18 protein-coding genes and 4 pseudogenes are annotated in these 19,615 nt (G+C 38.7%); 19 read left to right on the top strand and 3 right to left on the bottom strand.

Annotated features, from left to right (window positions below; all coding sequences use genetic code 11):
- Positions 1-53: 53 nt before the first annotated feature.
- Positions 54-650: a 5-formyltetrahydrofolate cyclo-ligase gene (locus tag PARC_RS13635; RefSeq protein ID WP_010554418.1), complete on the bottom strand. Its 597-nt coding sequence runs from the start codon at positions 648-650 to the stop codon at positions 54-56.
- An 18-nt stretch (positions 651-668) separates the two neighbouring features.
- Positions 669-1,217, bottom strand: coding sequence for a hypothetical protein (locus tag PARC_RS13630; protein ID WP_010554419.1), 549 nt, complete (start codon positions 1,215-1,217; stop codon positions 669-671).
- A 292-nt stretch (positions 1,218-1,509) separates the two neighbouring features.
- Between PARC_RS13630 and PARC_RS13625 the strand changes: the two genes are divergently transcribed.
- Positions 1,510-3,498 carry an LTA synthase family protein gene (locus PARC_RS13625; protein WP_010554420.1) on the top strand — a complete coding sequence of 663 codons (1,989 nt, stop codon included), beginning with the start codon at positions 1,510-1,512 and terminating at the stop codon, positions 3,496-3,498.
- Positions 3,499-3,593: 95 nt separating this feature from the next.
- Here PARC_RS13625 and metK read toward each other — a convergent pair whose 3' ends face one another.
- The gene (gene metK, locus PARC_RS13620; RefSeq protein ID WP_010554421.1) at positions 3,594-4,745 is read right to left on the bottom strand and encodes a methionine adenosyltransferase; all 1,152 of its coding nucleotides are present in this window, start codon (positions 4,743-4,745) and stop codon (positions 3,594-3,596) included.
- A 304-nt stretch (positions 4,746-5,049) separates the two neighbouring features.
- Between metK and tkt the strand changes: the two genes are divergently transcribed.
- The 18 genes and pseudogenes from tkt (at position 5,050) to PARC_RS13540 (ending at position 19,602) form a co-directional block, all read left to right on the top strand.
- Complete coding sequence (gene tkt, locus PARC_RS13615) at positions 5,050-7,041, top strand: transketolase (protein ID WP_010554422.1); 1,992 nt, start codon at positions 5,050-5,052, stop codon at positions 7,039-7,041.
- A 184-nt stretch (positions 7,042-7,225) separates the two neighbouring features.
- A complete protein-coding gene (gene ppnP / locus PARC_RS13610) occupies positions 7,226-7,540 on the top strand; it encodes a pyrimidine/purine nucleoside phosphorylase (RefSeq protein WP_002958974.1) in 315 nt (104 codons plus the stop codon).
- A gap of 177 nt (positions 7,541-7,717) precedes the next feature.
- Positions 7,718-8,074, top strand: coding sequence for a ribosome hibernation-promoting factor, HPF/YfiA family (hpf, locus tag PARC_RS13605; protein WP_007584763.1), 357 nt, complete (start codon positions 7,718-7,720; stop codon positions 8,072-8,074).
- Between the two features lie 202 nt (positions 8,075-8,276).
- Entirely contained in the window at positions 8,277-9,449 is a 1,173-nt protein-coding gene (locus PARC_RS13600) for an NRAMP family divalent metal transporter (protein WP_096058072.1), read from the top strand.
- A gap of 183 nt (positions 9,450-9,632) precedes the next feature.
- Positions 9,633-11,129 (top strand): hypothetical protein, encoded by a 1,497-nt coding sequence (locus PARC_RS13595; protein WP_010554424.1) that lies wholly within the window; start codon positions 9,633-9,635, stop codon positions 11,127-11,129.
- A 110-nt stretch (positions 11,130-11,239) separates the two neighbouring features.
- Positions 11,240-11,398 (top strand): hypothetical protein, encoded by a 159-nt coding sequence (locus PARC_RS21570; protein WP_158522943.1) that lies wholly within the window; start codon positions 11,240-11,242, stop codon positions 11,396-11,398.
- The gene (locus tag PARC_RS13590; RefSeq protein ID WP_010554425.1) at positions 11,380-14,034 is read left to right on the top strand and encodes an RHS repeat-associated core domain-containing protein; all 2,655 of its coding nucleotides are present in this window, start codon (positions 11,380-11,382) and stop codon (positions 14,032-14,034) included. The genes PARC_RS21570 and PARC_RS13590 overlap by 19 nt, the downstream gene beginning before the upstream one ends.
- A gap of 374 nt (positions 14,035-14,408) precedes the next feature.
- A pseudogene (locus PARC_RS21500) lies at positions 14,409-14,630 on the top strand (RHS repeat-associated core domain-containing protein); the annotation flags it as partial.
- A gap of 141 nt (positions 14,631-14,771) precedes the next feature.
- A complete protein-coding gene (locus tag PARC_RS21565; RefSeq protein ID WP_033012555.1) occupies positions 14,772-15,113 on the top strand; it encodes a polymorphic toxin type 37 domain-containing protein in 342 nt (113 codons plus the stop codon).
- Positions 15,114-15,707, top strand: a complete 594-nt coding sequence (locus PARC_RS13575; RefSeq protein WP_010554428.1) for a hypothetical protein — start codon at positions 15,114-15,116, stop codon at positions 15,705-15,707.
- A 74-nt stretch (positions 15,708-15,781) separates the two neighbouring features.
- Positions 15,782-16,462: pseudogene (locus tag PARC_RS13570) on the top strand (RHS repeat-associated core domain-containing protein); the annotation flags it as partial.
- Between the two features lie 6 nt (positions 16,463-16,468).
- Complete coding sequence (locus PARC_RS13565) at positions 16,469-16,705, top strand: hypothetical protein (protein WP_010554430.1); 237 nt, start codon at positions 16,469-16,471, stop codon at positions 16,703-16,705.
- A 10-nt stretch (positions 16,706-16,715) separates the two neighbouring features.
- Positions 16,716-16,829: pseudogene (locus tag PARC_RS21935) on the top strand (RHS repeat-associated core domain-containing protein); the annotation flags it as partial.
- Positions 16,830-16,934: 105 nt separating this feature from the next.
- The gene (locus PARC_RS21805) at positions 16,935-17,192 is read left to right on the top strand and encodes a hypothetical protein (RefSeq protein ID WP_010554431.1); all 258 of its coding nucleotides are present in this window, start codon (positions 16,935-16,937) and stop codon (positions 17,190-17,192) included.
- Positions 17,193-17,618, top strand: coding sequence for a hypothetical protein (locus tag PARC_RS13555; RefSeq protein ID WP_010554432.1), 426 nt, complete (start codon positions 17,193-17,195; stop codon positions 17,616-17,618).
- Positions 17,619-17,732: 114 nt separating this feature from the next.
- Positions 17,733-18,377 (top strand): annotated as a pseudogene (locus PARC_RS13550) (RHS repeat-associated core domain-containing protein); the annotation flags it as partial.
- A 434-nt stretch (positions 18,378-18,811) separates the two neighbouring features.
- Positions 18,812-19,108 carry an SH3 domain-containing protein gene (locus PARC_RS13545; RefSeq protein ID WP_010554434.1) on the top strand — a complete coding sequence of 99 codons (297 nt, stop codon included), beginning with the start codon at positions 18,812-18,814 and terminating at the stop codon, positions 19,106-19,108.
- Positions 19,109-19,143: 35 nt separating this feature from the next.
- A complete protein-coding gene (locus tag PARC_RS13540; RefSeq protein ID WP_506344907.1) occupies positions 19,144-19,602 on the top strand; it encodes an RHS domain-containing protein in 459 nt (152 codons plus the stop codon).
- Positions 19,603-19,615 lie beyond the last annotated feature (13 nt).

The following is a 19,615-nucleotide window of genomic DNA, read 5'->3' as shown; positions in this document are numbered from 1 at the left end:
TGCTTTGTGCTCATGTATGTCAAAAATATGCGGTTAGTAATCAAATTTAATTGTTACCAACAGTATGTTTTATCTGGGGTGATAATGGTTTTAAGTGGTACATCCCACGACTCGATTGGTAGAGCCTCAACTTTTTGGCATTCATGTGCAAGGCCAATTAGTTGTGGTTTTTGCCAATTTTGTTCGTGTAAACGTGCCAATGTCCGGTCGTAAAACCCACCTCCCATTCCTAGGCGATTACCTTGTTTATCAAATGCAACTAATGGCATAAGGAGGTAATCAAGCACTGGTAATGGGCATATTTGAGAGCAGTTCAGCTTAGGCTCCAAGATACCATAGCGATTTGCTCTCATGGGTGAGTTTTTCTCATAGCGCTGAAATAGTAAATTAGCGCCATTGAATGGGTGTATTATAGGTAGGTAAACGGTATGGTTTAAACTCCATAATTCTTTAATTAACAACGAAGTGTCTAGTTCCCCATCGTTACTTAAGTAAATGGCAATATGCTTTGAATTCGTTGTTTTTTCGCTTTTTAAATGTTGAATAAAATTCATTTTTAGCGATTGCGCAGCAATTATTTGCTGATTATTTGACAAGTTTTTACGGGTGTTACGAATTTTCGCTCTTATTTTTGCGCGTTTATTGCTCATTAAATTAATTAGCCATTCTTAAAAAGAGAATAAATCGGGAAAAATTAAAAAAACAGCCAGTACGACTAGCAAAATTGTGGCAGTTGCAATCAATGAATATAAAAGTAAGTTACTGCGTTTTTTAGGAGGCGCTAAATCATCATCTAGCATTAGATCGTCACCTTGCCATTCGTCAATACTTTCGTCTGGTGCTTTTAATTGAGCTTCAGGAAGGCGTTGCTCTAACTCGTCTAGCTTTTCTTCAAGGCGAATTAAGCTGCTAGTGATGTAATCGAGTGCATCAAAAATACGTTCGTCACGTTGGTTGTTATTTGCAGCTGCGGGGGAGCTATTTTGAATTGCATTTGAAACAGCTTGCAGCTTACTTTTAATACCTAAGCTTGCTAGTAACTTAGCCTGTTTTAACGCTTTGTCTTTATCGCTTGGTGCAAACAGTGGCTTACCTTTAAAAAAAAGAGCTACTTTTTCATCTGACGTTTTTAATTTTACAGCTAAATTTGTACATGCTGTTTTTATGTCAACGTTATCGGCAAGTCCTGCAAATATAACGCGAAAGTTATCGGCCATTTAACTGTCCCTAAAGCTTTATAATGAAGCGAGTATAAACCGAACCCCTTTATAAATGTATCTCTATGTAAAATAAAATTGTTAAACGTATCGGTTTCCTAAAATATTACTTACAAAAAAGTTGGTTAATATTTCAATAGAATATTTCATTACTTGCAATTAAATGTGAACGAAATATTTTACATGTAAATTTTTCTCTTTAATTACAGGTAATTACAGCTATTTCCTTGTTGAAATAGCTTAAACAAGTAAAATTGTTTTCCTAGGGGTATAATATATTAGGTACAGGATTTTGCTAAAAACACACACACTTCCATCTAGTCGTTGGCTAGAATTTGTAAAAGAAAGCGGACGTATCGCCACACTTTGGTTTGCTGGTGTACTGCTTTTTATGGGCTTTCGGATTTTCTTTTTAATTCATTTTAGTGATCGTATTACTTCAGAACTAGATATTGATTCAATAATCGCGACATTAAAAGCGGGTCTAGCATTTGATTCTGCCGCGACGGGAGTCTGTTTTAGTATTGTTTTTATTTTAAACTGTATTTTACAGCCTCTGCGTTTAGGACAATGGGTTAGAAAAGCACGTATATATACAAGCCGAATATTTTTCATTACGGCAATAATACTATGTATAACGAGTATTACTTACATTGCTGAATATGGAAGCCAGTTTAACTTTTTTATGTTTGAAGGACTAAATGACGATCAACAAGCTATTGCATTAACTGTAATTGAGCAATATAAACCGTGGGGGAGTCTACTTAGTTTAGTTGTTTTATTAGCGATGGCATTTAAAATAAATAAACTAGTTGATAGGAAAAACTATAGTGTTATCAATCATCTTTTCACCACTAATATATTAAAGCGTACGATTTTAGTTGCATTGATTATTGTTTTATTTGTTTGTGCAATAAGAGGGTCATTTGAAACTCGTCCGGCTTCTCGAAAATGGTCAGCAGTAACAACAGATGCTTTTGTAAATAATCTTGTAATAAATCCATTTCGAAGCTTTATATATGCCATTAAAGATTATAATGATTTACAAAGTTTTGGTTTAAATGGTCATAATCCTTACTTACGAAAAAGTGCACCTGACATAGATAACCCTTTAGCGGCGCTTGAGAAAAAAACGAATACGCCAATGTTAGCGGCACCTTCACAAGTATTTTTTATTGTTATGGAAAGTTATGATGCTTGGCCGTTACAGCAAAAATATACATCGCTCAATTTAACTAATGAACTACGTAATTTAGCTAGTAAAGGTATATATTTAAATAATGTATTACCTGCAGCAAGCAGTACTATGAATTCGCTATCTAGCCTTATGTCTGGTATTGCGTTTTCGGGCGTTAACATGAGCCGTATTGGACCACAAAAACCAGCGAGTAAGTTATCAATATTTAATCAACTTGAGCAACTAGGTTATCAAAGTCGATTTTATTATGGCGGCTTGCTGTCATGGCAAAATGTAGGCGAATATGTGCTTTCACAAGGAGCTGATAAAGTATTTTCGGCTGCAGACACTGGAGGTAAAGGAAGTGCTGGTGTGTGGGGAATTGATGATGGTCAGTTATTTGATTTAGTCGATACTAAAACAGATGAAAAAAGTTTTAACTTAATCATGAGTGGGAGTTACCACGGGCCATTTAACTTAGATTTAGATAAGTATGGGTATCCTTTAAAATCAGTTGCTGACTATCCAAAAGAAATTCAAGCTTTAGATGATGACTTATTAGACCCTTACGTATTAGGGCATTTATGGTATGCCGATAAAATGCTTGGTCAATTTGTTCGTAAAATGGAGCAGCGCTATCCAGATGCATTATTTGTAATTACAGGTGATCATTATAGTCGCCGTTATTTACATCATCGCCCGGGTCTATATGAGCTAACACATGTACCGCTTGTTATTTATGGTAAAGGTGTAAATCCAAACTGGGTATCGAGTGATCAATTAGCGAGTCATATGGATATTGCGCCTACATTATTAAACTTAATAGCGCCGCAAAAGACGACATTTTATAGCATGGGCCAGTCACTATTAACTCAACCTAAAGATCGTACTGTATTTGGTTTTCAAACTGTACGTAAACCAGAACAGCTTTGGCGTGGTGATTTTTCGTCAATGTATGAGTATCAAAAAGTTAACCCAGAGGATCGGATTAACTTAGTCCCACTTGAGCCGCAACCTTTTGAACCAATCGATGTAGCAACAGAGCAAGCTTATAATAAGTATATGGCTACAGCGTGGCAGTTACTTACTAAAGGAATGGATTAATAGATTTAAAAGTAGCTTTTAAAGCTGCTTTTACTCAATTAGTTTACATATAAAAAAAGCGCCAATTGGCGCTTTTTTTGTATTTACTTAGCCAATCAAAGGCCGGCAGCTGCGCGAAGTGCTTCAGCTTTATCTGTACGTTCCCAAGGGAATTCGTCACGACCAAAGTGGCCGTAAGCCGCTGTAGGAAGGTAGATAGGGCGCTCTAAATCAAGCATTTGAATTAGACCATAAGGGCGCAGGTCAAAGTGTTCACGAATAAGCTCAATTAAACGGCTTTCTTCTAGCTTGCTTGTACCAAACGTTTCAACGCTGATAGAAGTAGGCTCTGCAACACCAATTGCGTAAGAAACTTGTAGCTCACACTTGTCAGCAAGACCAGCAGCAACAATGTTTTTAGCAACGTAACGTGCAGCGTATGCTGCTGAACGGTCAACTTTTGATGGATCTTTACCAGAGAAAGCCCCACCACCGTGACGAGCCATACCACCGTATGTATCTACAATAATTTTACGACCAGTTAAACCACAGTCACCCATTGGTCCGCCAATAACAAAGCGACCTGTTGGGTTAATGAAAAACTTAGTTGCACTTGTGATAAGTTCTGCAGGAAGTACCGGCTTGATGATTGTTTCCATCACAGCTTCTACTAAATCTTTTTGCGAAATGTCTTCGCTGTGCTGAGTAGAAAGTACAACAGCATCAATACCTACAGGTTTGCCATTTTCGTATGCAAAAGTAACTTGAGATTTTGCATCTGGACGTAACCAGTTAAGCTCGCCGCTTTTACGAACCTCAGCTTGGCGCTGTACTAAACGGTGTGAGTAAGTAATTGGAGCAGGCATTAGTACTTCTGTTTCGTTACATGCGTAACCAAACATTAAGCCTTGGTCGCCAGCGCCTTGTTCTTCTGGGCTAGTACGGTCAACACCTTGGTTAATGTCAGGAGACTGTTTACCAATAGTGTTTAAAATTGCACATGAATCGGCATCAAAGCCCATGTCTGAATTTGTGTAGCCAATGTCACGAATTGTTTTACGTGTAATTTCTTCGATATCAACCCATGCGCTAGTAGTGATTTCACCACCAACCATAACCATACCGGTTTTTACGTAAGTTTCGCATGCAACACGGGCATGAGAGTCTTGCTCTAGGATAGCATCAAGTACCGCATCAGAGATTTGATCGGCGATTTTATCCGGATGACCTTCAGAAACTGATTCAGAAGTAAATAAATGTTTTGCCATTGTAATTCTGCTCACAAATATTGCGCTTCACAAACGTCGGTATTAGCGCTAAAAAATTAAGGGGCGTATTTTATCGAAAACAAAACACCTTGCATAGTGTTTTTACGCCTAGACGTCTAAATAAAATTACTAATAACTTTTTGGTCTTAAAAAATATTCATAATGCCTCACTTTTATAGGGTTTTTAATTGCACACAGCCCCCACAATAAGTAAGAATGGTCGGTATAAACGAACTCAAGTTACTTGGGTGCATAAACAAACACATAAATACCCGCGCAAATACACATAAAGGTAGGAGAATTCATGCCATCTCGCAAAGAACTTGCAAATGCTATTCGCGTCTTGTCAATGGACGCAGTACAAAAGGCCAAATCTGGTCACCCTGGAGCCCCTATGGGCATGGCTGATATCGCAGAAGTATTATGGCGCGATTATCTAAAACATAACCCAACGAATCCAGAGTGGGCTGACCGTGACAGATTTATTCTTTCAAACGGCCACGGTTCAATGCTCATCTATTCTCTATTGCACCTAAGTGGTTACGACTTACCACTGGACGAAATTAAAAACTTCCGTCAAATGCATTCTAAAACACCAGGTCACCCTGAATATGGTTATGCACCAGGAATCGAAACTACTACGGGCCCATTAGGTCAAGGGATCACAAATGCCGTAGGTATGGCAATTGCTGAAAAAGCGCTAGCTGCACAGTTTAACCGTGAAGGTCACGATATTGTTGATCACTTTACCTATGCATTTATGGGCGATGGCTGCCTTATGGAAGGTATTTCTCATGAAGCAGGTTCACTTGCAGGCACATTAGGTCTGGGTAAACTTGTTGCATTTTGGGATGACAACGGCATCTCAATCGATGGCGAAGTAGAAGGTTGGTTTACAGATGATACACCGGCTCGCTTTAAAGCATACGGTTGGCATGTAATTAGTGGTGTTGATGGCCACGACAGCGATGCTGTAAGTGCTGCAATAGCAGAAGCAAAAAGCGTTACCGATAAACCTTCACTAATTTGTTGTAAAACAATTATTGGTTACGGCTCACCTAATAAATCAGGTAGCCATGATTGTCACGGTGCTCCACTAGGTGATGACGAAATTAAAGCATCTCGCGAATTTTTAGGTTGGACTGGCGATGCTTTCGAAATTCCTGATGATATTTACGCACAGTGGGATGGCAAAGAAAAAGGCAAGCAGCTTGAATCAAGCTGGGACGAAAAATTTGCAGCATACGCAAAAGCATACCCAGAGCTTGCAACTGAATACAAACGTCGTATTAATAACGAACTGCCTGGCGATTGGGCTGCAAAATCACAAGCGTACATTGAGCAATTACAAGCAAACCCTGCAAATCCAGCGTCTCGTAAAGCATCACAAAATGCATTAAATGCGTTTGGTCCGTTATTACCAGAATTTATGGGTGGCTCAGCCGATTTAGCTGGCTCAAACTTAACTATTTGGGATGGCTCTAAAGGTTTAACACGCGATGATGCAAGCGGTAACTACATTTATTACGGTGTGCGTGAGTTTGGTATGTCGGCAATTATGAATGGTATTGCCCTTCATAAAGGCTTTATTCCTTACGGTGCTACGTTCTTAATGTTTGTTGAATATGCAAAAAATGCTGTACGTATGGCTGCATTAATGAAGCAACCAAGCATTTTTGTATACACGCACGATTCAATCGGTTTAGGTGAAGATGGTCCAACTCACCAACCAGTAGAGCAAATTGCAAGCATGCGTTTAACGCCTAACTTATATAACTGGCGTCCATGTGACCAAGTTGAGTCGGCAATTGCATGGCAACAAGCTATTGAGCGTAAAGACGGTCCTACATCGCTTATCTTTACTCGCCAAGGTCTTGAGCAACAAGCACGTGACGCACAGCAATTAAGTGACGTTAAAAAGGGTGGTTACATCCTTAGCTGTGACGGCAACCCAGAGATTATTTTCATTGCAACGGGCTCTGAAGTGCAACTAGCACAAGATTCAGCAAGCGAACTACGCAGCCAAGGTAAAAAGGTACGTGTTGTATCTATGCCATGTACTGATGCCTTTGAAGATCAAAGCGCAGCATACAAAGAAAGCGTATTACCGGCATCTGTTTCACGCCGCGTAGCAGTAGAAGCAGGTATTGCTGACTACTGGTACAAGTACGTAGGTCTAAACGGCGCAGTAGTAGGTATGACTACCTTTGGTGAGTCAGCACCTGCAGGCGAGCTGTTTGAGCACTTTGGTTTTACAGTGGCAAACATTGTAAGCAAAGCAAACGAGCTTTTTTAATCGCTTCGATTAAATAAAGTAAGTAATTGAAAAACCCGCACATGTTGCGGGTTTTTTTATGCCCTTACATGAAGCAACTTCACCTTGATCAATGCAGCTTTCCTTGCAAGAAAGTAAGCTATCAGGCAAGGTAGTGCGATAAAATTTATAAATAAAAATCTTAAATTAATAGCAGGAGCTAAAAATGCCAAAGTTCGATAACGTGAGTGTAGTAAAAAAAGCCAATGTATATTTTGACGGAAAAGTGTCAAGTCGTACCGTTATTTTAGGTGATGGCGAAGCGAAAACGTTAGGCTTTATGCAACCAGGTGAGTTTGTTTTTGATACAAACCAAAAAGAGTGCATGGAGCTTTTAGCTGGCCAATGGGATATTTTATTACCAGGCGCAAGTGAGTGGAAAACATTTAACGCGGGTGAATCGTTTAATGTTGATGCAAATGTAAGCTTTAAAGTAAAAGTATCTGATTTTGCTGACTACTGTTGTTCGTACACAGATTAATCAGTACAGCTAGACGTCTGAAAGCCCATGCACTATGGGCTTTGCATAAACTTTGCGCAACGCATGATTTAAATCACCAAAAACCGCAAATAAACCTCAAATATCTCTCTTTTTTCCTTGTGTTAATCTAAATAGCCCCCAATACTATTTATGAGGTAACAAATAAAAGGATACCCTATGAAAATTAATCTTTCTGGTCACCATGTTGAAGTTACTGACTCTATTAGAGAGCACATCAACGAAAAATTTTCAAAAATCGAGAGCCATTTCCCATCGCTTATTGCACTCGAAATTATTTTGTCTAAAGAACATCATAAAATCCAAGCTGAAATTAGCACTAATTATGAAGGCACGCGCATATCGGTAAAAGGGGAAAACGAAGTTATGTACCCTGCCATTGCAAGTGCAGCTAAAAAACTCGATGCAGCACTAAAACATCGAAAAGGGCAGATAAAAGCAAACTTACACGAAAAGCCTGTTAGCACTACACCTGAAATCGCACACGAGATCATCCAAGAGATGGATCTTAAATAAAATTTAGTCACAAAGTATTGTAAAAAAGAGCCGTATGGCTCTTTTTTATTGCCTGTAATTTAGGTAAGTTATGCGTTCTTGCAGTTTATTAATTATAAAAATTGATAAAAAGAACACACAACACACATATTTTGAGAAATTAATGCACACAACAAAAGCAGTATGGAAGTCTCGACTAGGTGCGCTTGGACCTGGAATACTCATGGCAACAGCCGCTATTGGCGGTTCTCACTTAGTTGCCTCTACGCAAGCTGGGGCAATATTTGGCTGGCAATTATTTTGGCTTATCCTCGTTGTTAATGTTTTAAAGTACCCGTTTTTTCGCTTTGGTATGGAATACACACTCGCCACTAAAAATAGCCTAGTGGAGGGGTATAAAAGCAAAGGTCCGTTTTACTTTTATAGCTTTATCGGTTTAAACATTGTAGCCGCCATTGTTAATACCGCCGGCGTACTACTGCTTACCGCAAGCTTACTGCATTACGCCTTACCTGTGGTTATTGAAGTAACCTTGCTTTGTTGGATGCTGCTGGGTGTATGTTTAGTTATATTGCTACTTGGACACTTTAAAGCGCTAGATAACGTTGCCAAAGGCATTATGGGGCTGCTTACGCTCGCTACTTTGATTGCCCTTGCCATTGCATTTAGTAACGGCCCAATGGCACCTGCTGATTATGTGGGACCTTCACCGTATGAACTTGCCATGCTTAGCTTTATGGTGGCTTTAATGGGCTGGATGCCCGCGCCTATCGAAATATCTGCATTAAGTTCTTTATGGCTAAAAGAAAAACAAGCGCAGCAAACTGTTTCTAAAAGCCAAGGCTTGTTCGATTTTAACGTAGGCTATTGGCTTACAGCAGGCTTAGCCTTAGTATTTTTTAGCTTAGGTGTATTAGTGCAATACGGGCAAACCAGCAGTATAGAACTCGGTGGTGTCGCGTTTGCCAAGCAGCTTATTGATATGTATGCATTAACAATAGGCGAGTGGGCACGCCCGCTTGTATCAGCCATTGCTTTTTTATGTATGTTTGGCACCACACTCACTGTGCTTGACGGCTACGCCCGCACGCTCAATGAGTCTCATAAGTTACTTGGCTTTAAGCAATCAAAACACAGCTTAAATATTTGGTTAATACTACAAGCTCTTGCCGGTATGGCGGTTATTTTATTTTTTAAATCAGCCCTTGGCCCAATGCTTACCTTTGCGATGACGCTTTCATTTGTTACAACGCCTGTGTTTGCATGGCTTAACTTTAGCCTTGTGCGATCAGAGCCAGCTATTAAGCACAGCGTGCTATTACGTAGTTTAACTTGGTTAGGCTTAGTGTACTTGGTTGGTTTTGCTGTTGCGTTTGTACTCTGGAAGTTAGACTAGGCACTGTATTTTAAATAAATTTAAAGTGTTTCTATTTTGGGTTCTTTTATGTATGCTTAAAAATAACTAGTTTTAGTTAGCCCTTACAATTTGGATAGATAGGGCATTTAATTAGTACTGAATATTTAGTCGCTGTTCTAATAGCTTTATTTAGCTAAATTACATAATTTAAATGGAATTAATATGTACAGTTCAAGTAAACGAGCACTTAAGCTAATTTGTGTGTTGGTAAGTTTTTTGTTTTCAACATTTTTGTATGCAATCCCACCAGTTAGTACGCAACAAGCTGTATTCCACTGTAAGGCGATAGATTTTGACCCTACTACTGCCTCTCCAGAATTTGAACATTGGTATCCAATAAAAAGCATTACCAATGCTGGCAGTATATTGATCAGAGGTGAGCTAACAAGTTTTGATGCGGCGATGCGATACCATAATCTTTTATTAGACCAATCACTGCACAAAGAGATATTAAGTGGTCCAAACTATAATGATGTATTACAACGATGTACAGAGTATGTTGAAAGTTATAATTCTTTTATAAAAGAGCAAGGTACTTGTGATATTACACTAGATGGCAAAACCACTTATGGCACTATCAATACCATCGCAGGGGAATTTCGAGATCCACCAGACGGCAGGCCTGCAACAGTTCAAGAACTAATTAATGGGGCCAATGGCTATATATTCCAATATGGTTTTACATATCAAAAAATATACTGGCAAAAAGCTGCATGTACCCAGCCTGGTTATGGAACGGGGGCTCCTTCATATATTTATCCTTTGCCATTTATCATTACTTATGATGCAAATGAAGAAAAAGACTGTGATGATGGTTGCCCACAAGATAATGGCGTAGATGCTTTCTCAGGGCAGATAAATAACTCAATACCTGCATTAGCACAAAAAGAATCAACGAGTTACAGTTCTGGTGTGTTCCATACTTTACAAGACTATTTTCCGCTTGATTTTATTTATTCAACCAATACGACTACCGAAACTGAAAATATTACTGAGATAAGTGGTCAATGGGTTAACCAACTTGATATACGAATGAATACAGGATTTGTATCGCCATACAAAGATGAAAATTGGCAAGCAGTAAATTTTCTTAAAGAAGTTAGTAACATACAAATTTGGCGAAAAGGAAAGCTATCATCGTCATTTGGTTACTTCGATTACGACATAAACAACCCACAATGGGTTAGCCGCGTTGGTAAATATCAAGAAAAGTTAACCGGCGGGCAACAACTCAATACTGAAAGTTCTGATTTTATTTTAAGCAAAGCCAACTTAGACAAAGAATACTTTAGTAAAGGGCAACTCACTAAAATAAAAAAAGCGGATGGTACGGTAGTAAAAATTAATTACTTATCCAAGGTTACCTCTACTTTTAGTATTTCTAAGGGGCCTGTACCCAGTGTTCAAGGTAGTATTACTACCATATACGATGATACCGGTTACTTTTACGATGTTACTCTGGGTAATTCATTGTTTAGGCATCGTTTTGATAATAATAAACGGCTACTGTATATAGAAAAACCTAAGAATAAAAAGGGTATCCACTCAAGAGTTAATTACCATTATGATGATGAGCGTAATTCAAGCTTGTTAACTTCAGTAACCAATGAATTAGGCAAAACAACATTAACTATCAATACGATGATAAAGGCCGTGTAGTCGAAACTTCAGACGGCAGCGATTATGGTGTTACGAGTATTAACTATAAAAATGATAACCAAAGAGAAGTCACAGGCAAAACCGGTAAAGTTGAGCTGTTTGACTTTGTGATGGGCAAAATAGCAAAAGTAGAATGCTTAACTTGCTTAAATGAATCGGTTAAAACTCAAATTATTGATTTTGATAAAGAGTATGTTGATGTAAATGGTACAGTGACATTGCAAGAAAAGGACTTTTATCATCAGTTACAGTGGATGCAGAAGGCCTAGAGTCAGACATAACAGAGTATTCTTGGGAATATGAAAAACCTTTGCTAAGTGGAATTAATAATAACGGTATTTATACCCGTTTTAATTATGATGAAAATGACTGGCTAACAGAAACGTCAATTGGGAATCGTCAAACAACGCAATACGAATATAATGAGTACGGGAATATTACTAAAGTCGATGGCCCAAGAGTCGATGTTAGTGATATCACCCTGCTAACCTATAACGACCAAGGTTTAGTGACTGAAATAAAAAATGCACTATATCAACCGCAGTTAGTTGTCTCAGCGTATGATGATATGGGCCGTATTACACAGTATAAAGAGTTAGATAACCATAGTGTTAGTATGAGCTATACAAACACCGGGCAAGTGTCCTTATGGGATAATGGTATAACCCAACTTAACTACGACTATTATTTAAATGACCAATTAAAATCGGTGACAGACAGTCAGGGTATTACCTCAAGTTATACTTATGATGACAATCAAAATTTAAACACGATAGCAGTCAATGCGACGAATAAAATTAAGTATCAGCGAGATAGCGCAGGGCGTGTGATTGCCACCCAACTTATCAATGAAAATAATACCGTTGTTTACAATCAAAGCAATCGTTACGATGTAGACGGAAATCTTGCCTCGGTGTCTGACTTTGGTGTTGAAAACACATTTACCTACGATGCCAAAGGCAACGCCCTCACTAATTTAGATGCGAACCAGCAAGCAATCAATTATCAGTATGATGGCTTAAATCGGTTAACTCAAATACAAGACCAAAATGGCTATACCACACTGTACGACTACACTGTAACAGGTAAGTTATCTGCGGTGACAGACGCAACAGGCAAGGTAACACAGTACACCTACAATGATATTGACGAGCTAATTACACGTACCAGCCCTGATTCAGGTATAACACATTACGAATACGATGAGGCCGGTAACCTGATAAGCTCTACCGATGCGCGTAATATCACAGTAAACATTGAATACGATGCACTTAATCGCCCTATTGCTATTCGATATCCAACTCCTCACGAGCAAGTGTTATTTACGTATGACGAAGCAACCGGCAGTAATAATGGCACAGGTCATCTAACGTCGGTTACTGAGCACAGCGGTACTACTGGCTTTAAATACAATCAATTTGCTCAATTAAGCGAAACAAGCTGGTCTAATAATCAAGTCCAATTTGCGTTAGGGTTTGATTATGGAGATAGTGACCGATTACAACGTTTGCATTACCCAAGTGGTAATAGTGTTAGCTACAGTTACGATACGTTGGGGAATATTCAATCAGTTGAGTTAACTACAACAAAAGGGGTAACGCAAATAGCATCGGGCATCCAGTATTTACCATTTGGACCGATGACGTCAGCCGAATTAGGGAATGGGCTTACATTACAAAAAACGTTCGATACAGCGTACCGTGTGACCAGCCAGCAAGTAACAGGGTTGAATCATATAAATTATATTTATGACTTGGTTGGCAATATTTCAGATATTACGGACCAAGAGCAACCGCAATTGAGTCGTCATTATACATACACTCATGTCGGGCAGCTTGCCCTAGACAGCTGGGTTGCGCGTGAATTTGAATACGACGGCATAGGAAATCGTTTAACGCATACACAAGGTGACACACCTAATGTAAATTATGTTTATGCTGATACCGAGCACAGATTATTAGCCGTGAACAGTCAAACCCCGTTATTATTTACCTATGATGCACGAGGAAATGCCATTAGCCGTGGGAAAATGACGCTGAACTATAATGACGCAAACCGTTTAGAGTCGGCCACCAACAATGGGTCAACCACGCACTATCAGTACAACTACAAAGGGTTAAGGGTTCAAAAAACAGTTGCAGGTAATAACCGCTATTATTTTTATGATGAAAATGGTTTATTAATCAGTGAGGCTAATAGCAGTGGGCAAATAACCAAAGAATACATTTATCTACAGGGTGAGCCATTGGCAATGGTAAAAGCAGGCGCTATTTATTATTTTCATAACTCGCACTTAGGCGCCCCACAAAGGCTAACCGATGAATATAAACAAACAGTATGGCAAGCCCAGTATAATGCCTTTGGTACAACCCAGATTCTTAATGAGCAAGTAACGAATAATCTTCGTTTTCCGGGGCAGTACTTTGATGCAGAAACAGGGCTCTATTACAACTGGCACAGATACTACGACCCAGAAATTGGTAGGTACTTACAATCAGATCCGATAGGATTAGCCGGTGGAATTAATACCTATGGGTATGTTGGGGGGAATCCGGTCATGAGATATGACCCAGATGGAAAAGAGTTTCTAAATTTTCAAAGCTGTGCAATGACTGTTGGTGCTTTTCAGTTATACAGCGATACCAGTACATTATTATCCGCAATGGATTCTTCCCTTGTGAATATCAACCATTTAGAAGAGCTAGTTGATCAGGAGATTTTAGAGTGCAGTAAAAGTGATACTGAAAAGCTAAATACGCTATTAGATCTTAAACACTCTTTAGTAAAACAAAAGGGGCAGATTATGAATGGAAAATTTGGAAATATTAACCTGGTTTTAAGTGGCGCAATGGTTGCGACTGCAGGTGCTGTCTGTGGTACGTTATCTTTAGTTCCAGGAGTATAAAGTGAATAAGTATATTAAATTGAGCTTGATGTGTTTGTGGGGGGGAGTGGTGTACGTTCTTGTTTCAACTTTAATACATGTATGGATATTATGCGATACCCTAAAGAATAATGAATCGGCCCCTATCGATATATCAATAGTGACGCATAATGCTGAATTAGCTACAAAGTTATTAAAAATAGAGCGAAGTGAAAAAGAGAGTATTTATCAAACTTTACTTATGCAATTAGATAAAGACGTTAAATTGCTATCTTTTCTATTATGTGTGTTGTTAATAACTGCATTAATTTTACTCATAAGTAAGTACAGGCGCCCCACAAAGGCTCACTGATGAATATAAACAAACAGTATGGCAAGCCCAGTATAATGCCTTTGGTACAACCCAGATAATTACTCAACAAGCAGTCGCTGAGCAAATAACGAATAATATTCGTTTTCCGGGGCAGTACTTTGATGTAGAAACGGGGCTCTATTACAACTGGCACAGATACTACGACCCAGAGATTGGTCGGTACTTACAATCAGATCCGATAGGATTAGCGGGGGGTATCAATACCTATGGGTATGTTGGGGGGAATCCAGTTAGTTATGTCGATGCGAATGGTTTAAGAGCCATCCCCGTTACGCCGATTAATAGGCCTTACATATCACCTTTGGCGCCAACGGCTTCTCCTGTTTACCAAGGAGGACAAAGTGTTACTGGACTACCTACAAGTTATACCCGCCCAGCTGTCAACTTGGATATTGGCAGTTTATTTAGACCAAACCCAATTGCTCAAGCTCTGTTTAACTATGTGTTTAATGAAGAAGATAATGAATGTCCTAATAATTTGCCTGATTTTGATTTTGAAAGTCCTGCTAATCATCCTATTGGGCAAGATGGTCTTAAGTGGCCTTGGCATGGAAAACAACCACAAGGAGGTAAATTCGGAGGGTATAAAAATCCCAATGGACCTGAAAGTATACACCCTGATTTAGATCACGGAGAGCCTATCGGTCCCCACTGGGATTTTAACGATAGAAAAGGACCTGGATGGAGAATTTACCCTAATGGTGGAGTTAAAAAGAAAGGAAAATAAATGTTAAATATTGAAGATGAAAATAACGTAAAAAATTATATTGATGAAGTACTGTCTTTTAACAACACCATTTGTAAGCAAGCTAAATTATTTATTAGTTCTAATGATGTTTCATATAATATGGAGTTACCAGTACTAGGTAATATAGATAGAACTTTTACTCCTAGGGATGGTGGGAAAATAAAAAAAGAAATAACTAACTCTAAAGGAGTAAGCCCAGTAAAAGATATGTCACATTGGCTTGCTCATTATTTATATAAAAAAATAATAGAGTTAGATGTAATTTGTATTTTTGATGATGTAATGGGTACGGAGGGGGATTTAGTTGGTTTTGAAAAAACTTCATTTATAAATAAACATGAAGAGATGGTGCATATTGCTTGTAAAAAAAATATTAGTTCAAAAAATGAATTGATGAAATTGATTTTTGCATCAAAGGTGAGTTGGCATTTTGTATGTGTAATTGCTTATACGGATAAAGGTTTTACGACCCCTGAATATTATGAGACTGACTCTCTAAAAGTAAAGGAGGTTGTGATAGGTGCATGTGATGGTGAAGCTTTTATAGTGGTAAAAAAGCTTTACGAAAAGTAGTTAAACTATGCGCCTCACAAAGGCTTACCGATGAATATAAACAAACAGTATGGCAAGCCCAGTATAATGCCTTTGGTACAACCCAGATTATTACTCAACAAGCAGTCGCTGAGCAAGTAACGAATAATATTCGTTTTCCGGGGCAGTACTTTGATGCAGAAACAGGGCTTTATTACAACTGGCACAGATACTACGACCCAGAGATTGGTCGATATATTCAAAGTGACCCAATAGGATTAGCCGGTGGCATAAATACTTACGCTTACGTCTTAAATAATCCTTTGAAATACATTGATCCGTTTGGATTAGAAACTCGTGCGTTAACTTTTGAAGGTGTTGATTGGGGTTCGTCTTCATTTGGTCATACCGCAACAGATATAAATGGCACTACATATACATATGGGCCAAATGGTATGACAGTTCTACCGACCTCTGAATATTTGGAAAGAAATAATTTTAGAGATGCGAGAGCATTAACTTTAGATTTAACTCCAGAGCAAGAGAGAAAGCTCGAAAAGAGAATGAAGTGGTTAGTAGATAAAGGTAGCTATGGTCCTTTAGGTAATAATTGTACAGACCCTTTAGAAAATGCACTTGAAGAACAGGGGTATGATTTAGGCATTAACGTTACCCCAAGTGGTTTGCATGATGCTCTCAATAATCAAAGTCTTATTACTGGAGAAAGCTATTACCCAAGAGGCTCATCTAATGAAGCGCCTAGTTGGTATCAGAGTGCTCCATGGGCGGGATGGTAATTAAAAGTGAAAAAATTATCTTTAGCTGTGTTATCTATTGTCGTATTGTATTTTGGTTTTATTGTTTTCCTGGCCTTCTCGAAAGGATATGACATTGAACATATGGATTGGAATAATGATGGCACTACAACATTTTTTGAAATGCTTGATTCTGAAGGTATTGGATTTAGAAATATTGATGAAAAGTGTGGGGAATACTATTCCCTTAAAGATGGTTTAGAAGTCAAGAAAGTTTGTAAATAACTACAACTGGCACAGATACTACGACCCAGAAATTGGTCGGTACTTACAATCAGATCCAATAGGATTAGCGGGCGGTATCAATACCTATGGGTATGTTGGTGGGAATCCGATTACTAGATATGATTTAAATGGATTAGTATGGATAACAAGGGATTATGATCACCATGCACTCAAAAATTTGACAATTGGTCTCTTAGATAGAATATCTTCATTGCAGGAAGGGGCTGTGATGAACGCTCACAACTTTGAACATTCGACGAGAGATGTGGTGCAGCAGTGGTACGGTACAAAGGAAGATAAACGTATTGAAGAGCAATACAATGAAAATGGACAATGCTCGACTAATTATGGCGTGCAAGATGGTGATTACAGAAAGATTGAACAAACATTTGGCAACTATAAAGATGATTGGTCTGTAAGTGGTAAATCTTGGCATTGGGCTCCTGCTGTCCCCAATAAAACTTATAAACATTTTCCGAGCAATTAAATGAATAAAATTATTAAACTTTTTGGCGTAATAGATTTGCTGTTTATTTCTTGGTTGGTTATTTCGTCGGTTATAAATGGGAGTATTCCATTCTACACTGGTTTACTCGATGATATTAAATCGTCAGGCGGTTTTGCTATATGGGCTGTCGCTTTTACTATTTTGGCTCATTTGGTTAAAGTGTCAATAATTGCTTCTGGTTATCTTTTAATTAAGGAGAGGAAACTTGGTGCGTACGTAGCTCTAATACAATTCCCATTTAGGTTGCTACTTATCATACCGCCAACACTTTTCTTTTTTAGCGCCTTAAAAAGTATAATCCCTTCTTTTACAATCGTAATTATAACATTGTTATTAGTTTTGGAGGTCGCAAAAGTACTTATACTTCTCAAGTGGCTACGAAATAGTAAACGTAGTGAGAATTAATTTTAAATATTATTGCTAATAAAAACGGTGTTTTAATTTGTTGTATTTCATAACTCGTACTTAGGCGCCGATGAATATAAACAAACAGTATGGCAAGCCCAGTATAATGCATTTGGTACAACCCAGATAATTACTCAACAAGCCGTCGCTGAGCAAATAACGAATAATATTCGTTTTCCAGGGCAGTACTTTGATGTTGAAACAGGGCTCTATTATAACTGGCACAGATACTACGATCCAGAGATTGGTCGGTACTTACAATCAGATCCGATAGGATTAGCCGGTGGCATAAATACCTATACTTACGCTCTAGGTAACCCTGTGAGGTATAGTGATCCGCTTGGCTTAAAAGTGCAGATATGCAGCCAACCCGCATTTGGTTTTATGCCTATAGATCACCAGTGGCTAAGAACCGATACAAGGGAAGCAGGAATGGGGCCTGTAGGCGGTGATGGTAATGCTGGAAATCAAAGTGGTGATATGCCTGGAGACCATGTCGAGGTAACTGCTCATACAGGAAGGAACTCTCAGAAGGGGGCGAGCTGTGAAGTGGTTGATGATGTTGATGAAGATAGAGTAAACGAACGTCTTCAAATTGGCAGAGGCTTAGGCCGTTGGGGGCCAACAAATCAGTGTCAATCATTTGTTTCTAGTGTGATTGATTCTTCTCGAACTGAAAGTTGGCGTCAACAGGAAGCTCGAAGAATACAAGAGCGAACAAGAAGAATAATTGAGAGCCTTAACCAGTTGAATTTATAAAGAGCAGAAAAACGTGAAGAAATATATATATTTTATTTTTAGTTTTGTCTTTCTCGTTGTTTCCTTATGGGGATTGATGTGGGTATTCTCATCTGCAAGTTTAGCTAGTGGTTTTTGTGAAAATGAATTTGATTTGTTTCATGAAAGCTTTAGGTGCAGACAGCCTTATATTGCGGCAGTCCTGTTTATTTTTTCAACCTTGACATCTATTGTTTTACTTGTTTTTGGTGTCAGAAATAGGAAAAAGTAGATTTATATTCAATTAAGGGAAAGTACTACCAAAAGCCTGCTCAGCAAGGCTTGCAGAATGTTGGGGTTAATATTGGCAACAGCATCTTGCCGGTATCAGTAGGGAATGCGATATTGAATTCCGGCGCTGCTAATGGGTACTCTTTCCAAGCAGCGTCACAGCCAGCAACGGGGACCAGTGCGCCATGGGCAAGATAAAATCGTTCTTATTATCATTTTGGGTTATTGGTCTGATGGCTGGTTGTGATGCATCTTTAGAAAGACTTGAACTTCATGAAACCACAGAATTGTTGAAAGAGCCGGGGGTGCAAAATTTGGGTTTCCCTGAAAAACAGGTTGCCATTCTACCCAGTGGGACTAAAGTCGTTGTTCTTGATAAGAGGTACGGTAAAGATTATTTGGCATACAAAGTCGAAACAGATGATGGGTTAAAAGGGTATATTATTCATTCAAGCCGAATGACCCTTACAACCCACCAGTAACTAACATGTCGGGCAGCTTGCCCTAGACTGCAGGGCTGCACGGCATAGAAAATCGTTTAACGCATACACAAGGTGACACACCTAATGTAAATTATGTTGATGCTGATACAGAGCACAGATTATTAGCCGTGAACAGTCAAACCCCGTTATTATTTATCTATGATGCACGAAGAAATGCCATTAGCCGTGGTGAAATGACGCTGAAAACAGTTGCAGGTAATAACCGCTATTATTTTTATGATGAAAATGGTTTATTAATCAGTGAGGCTAATAGCAGTAGGCAAATAACCAAAGAATACGTTTATCTACAGGGTGAGCCACTGGCAATGGTAAAAGCAGGCGCTATTTATTATTTTCATAACTCGCACTTAGGCGCCCCACAAAGGCTTTTTGATGAATATAAACAAACAGTATGGCAAGTCCAGTATAATGCATTTGGCACAACCCGGATTTTAATGAACAAGGAAAGAGTGGGGTCGTGTCTTGCTTTTTGATGATCGGAAGTGC

Origin of the sequence: Pseudoalteromonas arctica A 37-1-2, from assembly GCF_000238395.3 — a bacterium.
In the GTDB taxonomy this organism is placed as follows: Bacteria; Pseudomonadota; Gammaproteobacteria; order Enterobacterales; family Alteromonadaceae; genus Pseudoalteromonas; species Pseudoalteromonas arctica.
The sequence above is the reverse complement of the archived record's forward strand: the minus strand, read 5'-3'. Positions and strand labels throughout refer to the sequence as shown.

What these genes read in the sequence shown, in the direction of transcription:
- PARC_RS13635 (WP_010554418.1), bottom strand. Translation starts at nt 650, where the DNA reads ATGAGCAATAAACGCGCAAAAATAAGAGCGAAAATTCGTAACACCCGT.
- PARC_RS13630 (WP_010554419.1), bottom strand. Translation starts at nt 1,217, where the DNA reads ATGGCCGATAACTTTCGCGTTATATTTGCAGGACTTGCCGATAACGTT.
- metK (WP_010554421.1), bottom strand. Translation starts at nt 4,745, where the DNA reads ATGGCAAAACATTTATTTACTTCTGAATCAGTTTCTGAAGGTCATCCG.
- tkt (WP_010554422.1), top strand. Translation starts at nt 5,050, where the DNA reads ATGCCATCTCGCAAAGAACTTGCAAATGCTATTCGCGTCTTGTCAATG.
- ppnP (WP_002958974.1), top strand. Translation starts at nt 7,226, where the DNA reads ATGCCAAAGTTCGATAACGTGAGTGTAGTAAAAAAAGCCAATGTATAT.
- hpf (WP_007584763.1), top strand. Translation starts at nt 7,718, where the DNA reads ATGAAAATTAATCTTTCTGGTCACCATGTTGAAGTTACTGACTCTATT.
- PARC_RS13600 (WP_096058072.1), top strand. Translation starts at nt 8,277, where the DNA reads ATGGCAACAGCCGCTATTGGCGGTTCTCACTTAGTTGCCTCTACGCAA.
- PARC_RS13595 (WP_010554424.1), top strand. Translation starts at nt 9,633, where the DNA reads ATGTACAGTTCAAGTAAACGAGCACTTAAGCTAATTTGTGTGTTGGTA.
- PARC_RS21570 (WP_158522943.1), top strand. Translation starts at nt 11,240, where the DNA reads ATGGGCAAAATAGCAAAAGTAGAATGCTTAACTTGCTTAAATGAATCG.
- PARC_RS13575 (WP_010554428.1), top strand. Translation starts at nt 15,114, where the DNA reads ATGTTAAATATTGAAGATGAAAATAACGTAAAAAATTATATTGATGAA.
- PARC_RS21805 (WP_010554431.1), top strand. Translation starts at nt 16,935, where the DNA reads ATGAACGCTCACAACTTTGAACATTCGACGAGAGATGTGGTGCAGCAG.
- PARC_RS13555 (WP_010554432.1), top strand. Translation starts at nt 17,193, where the DNA reads ATGAATAAAATTATTAAACTTTTTGGCGTAATAGATTTGCTGTTTATT.
- PARC_RS13545 (WP_010554434.1), top strand. Translation starts at nt 18,812, where the DNA reads ATGGGCAAGATAAAATCGTTCTTATTATCATTTTGGGTTATTGGTCTG.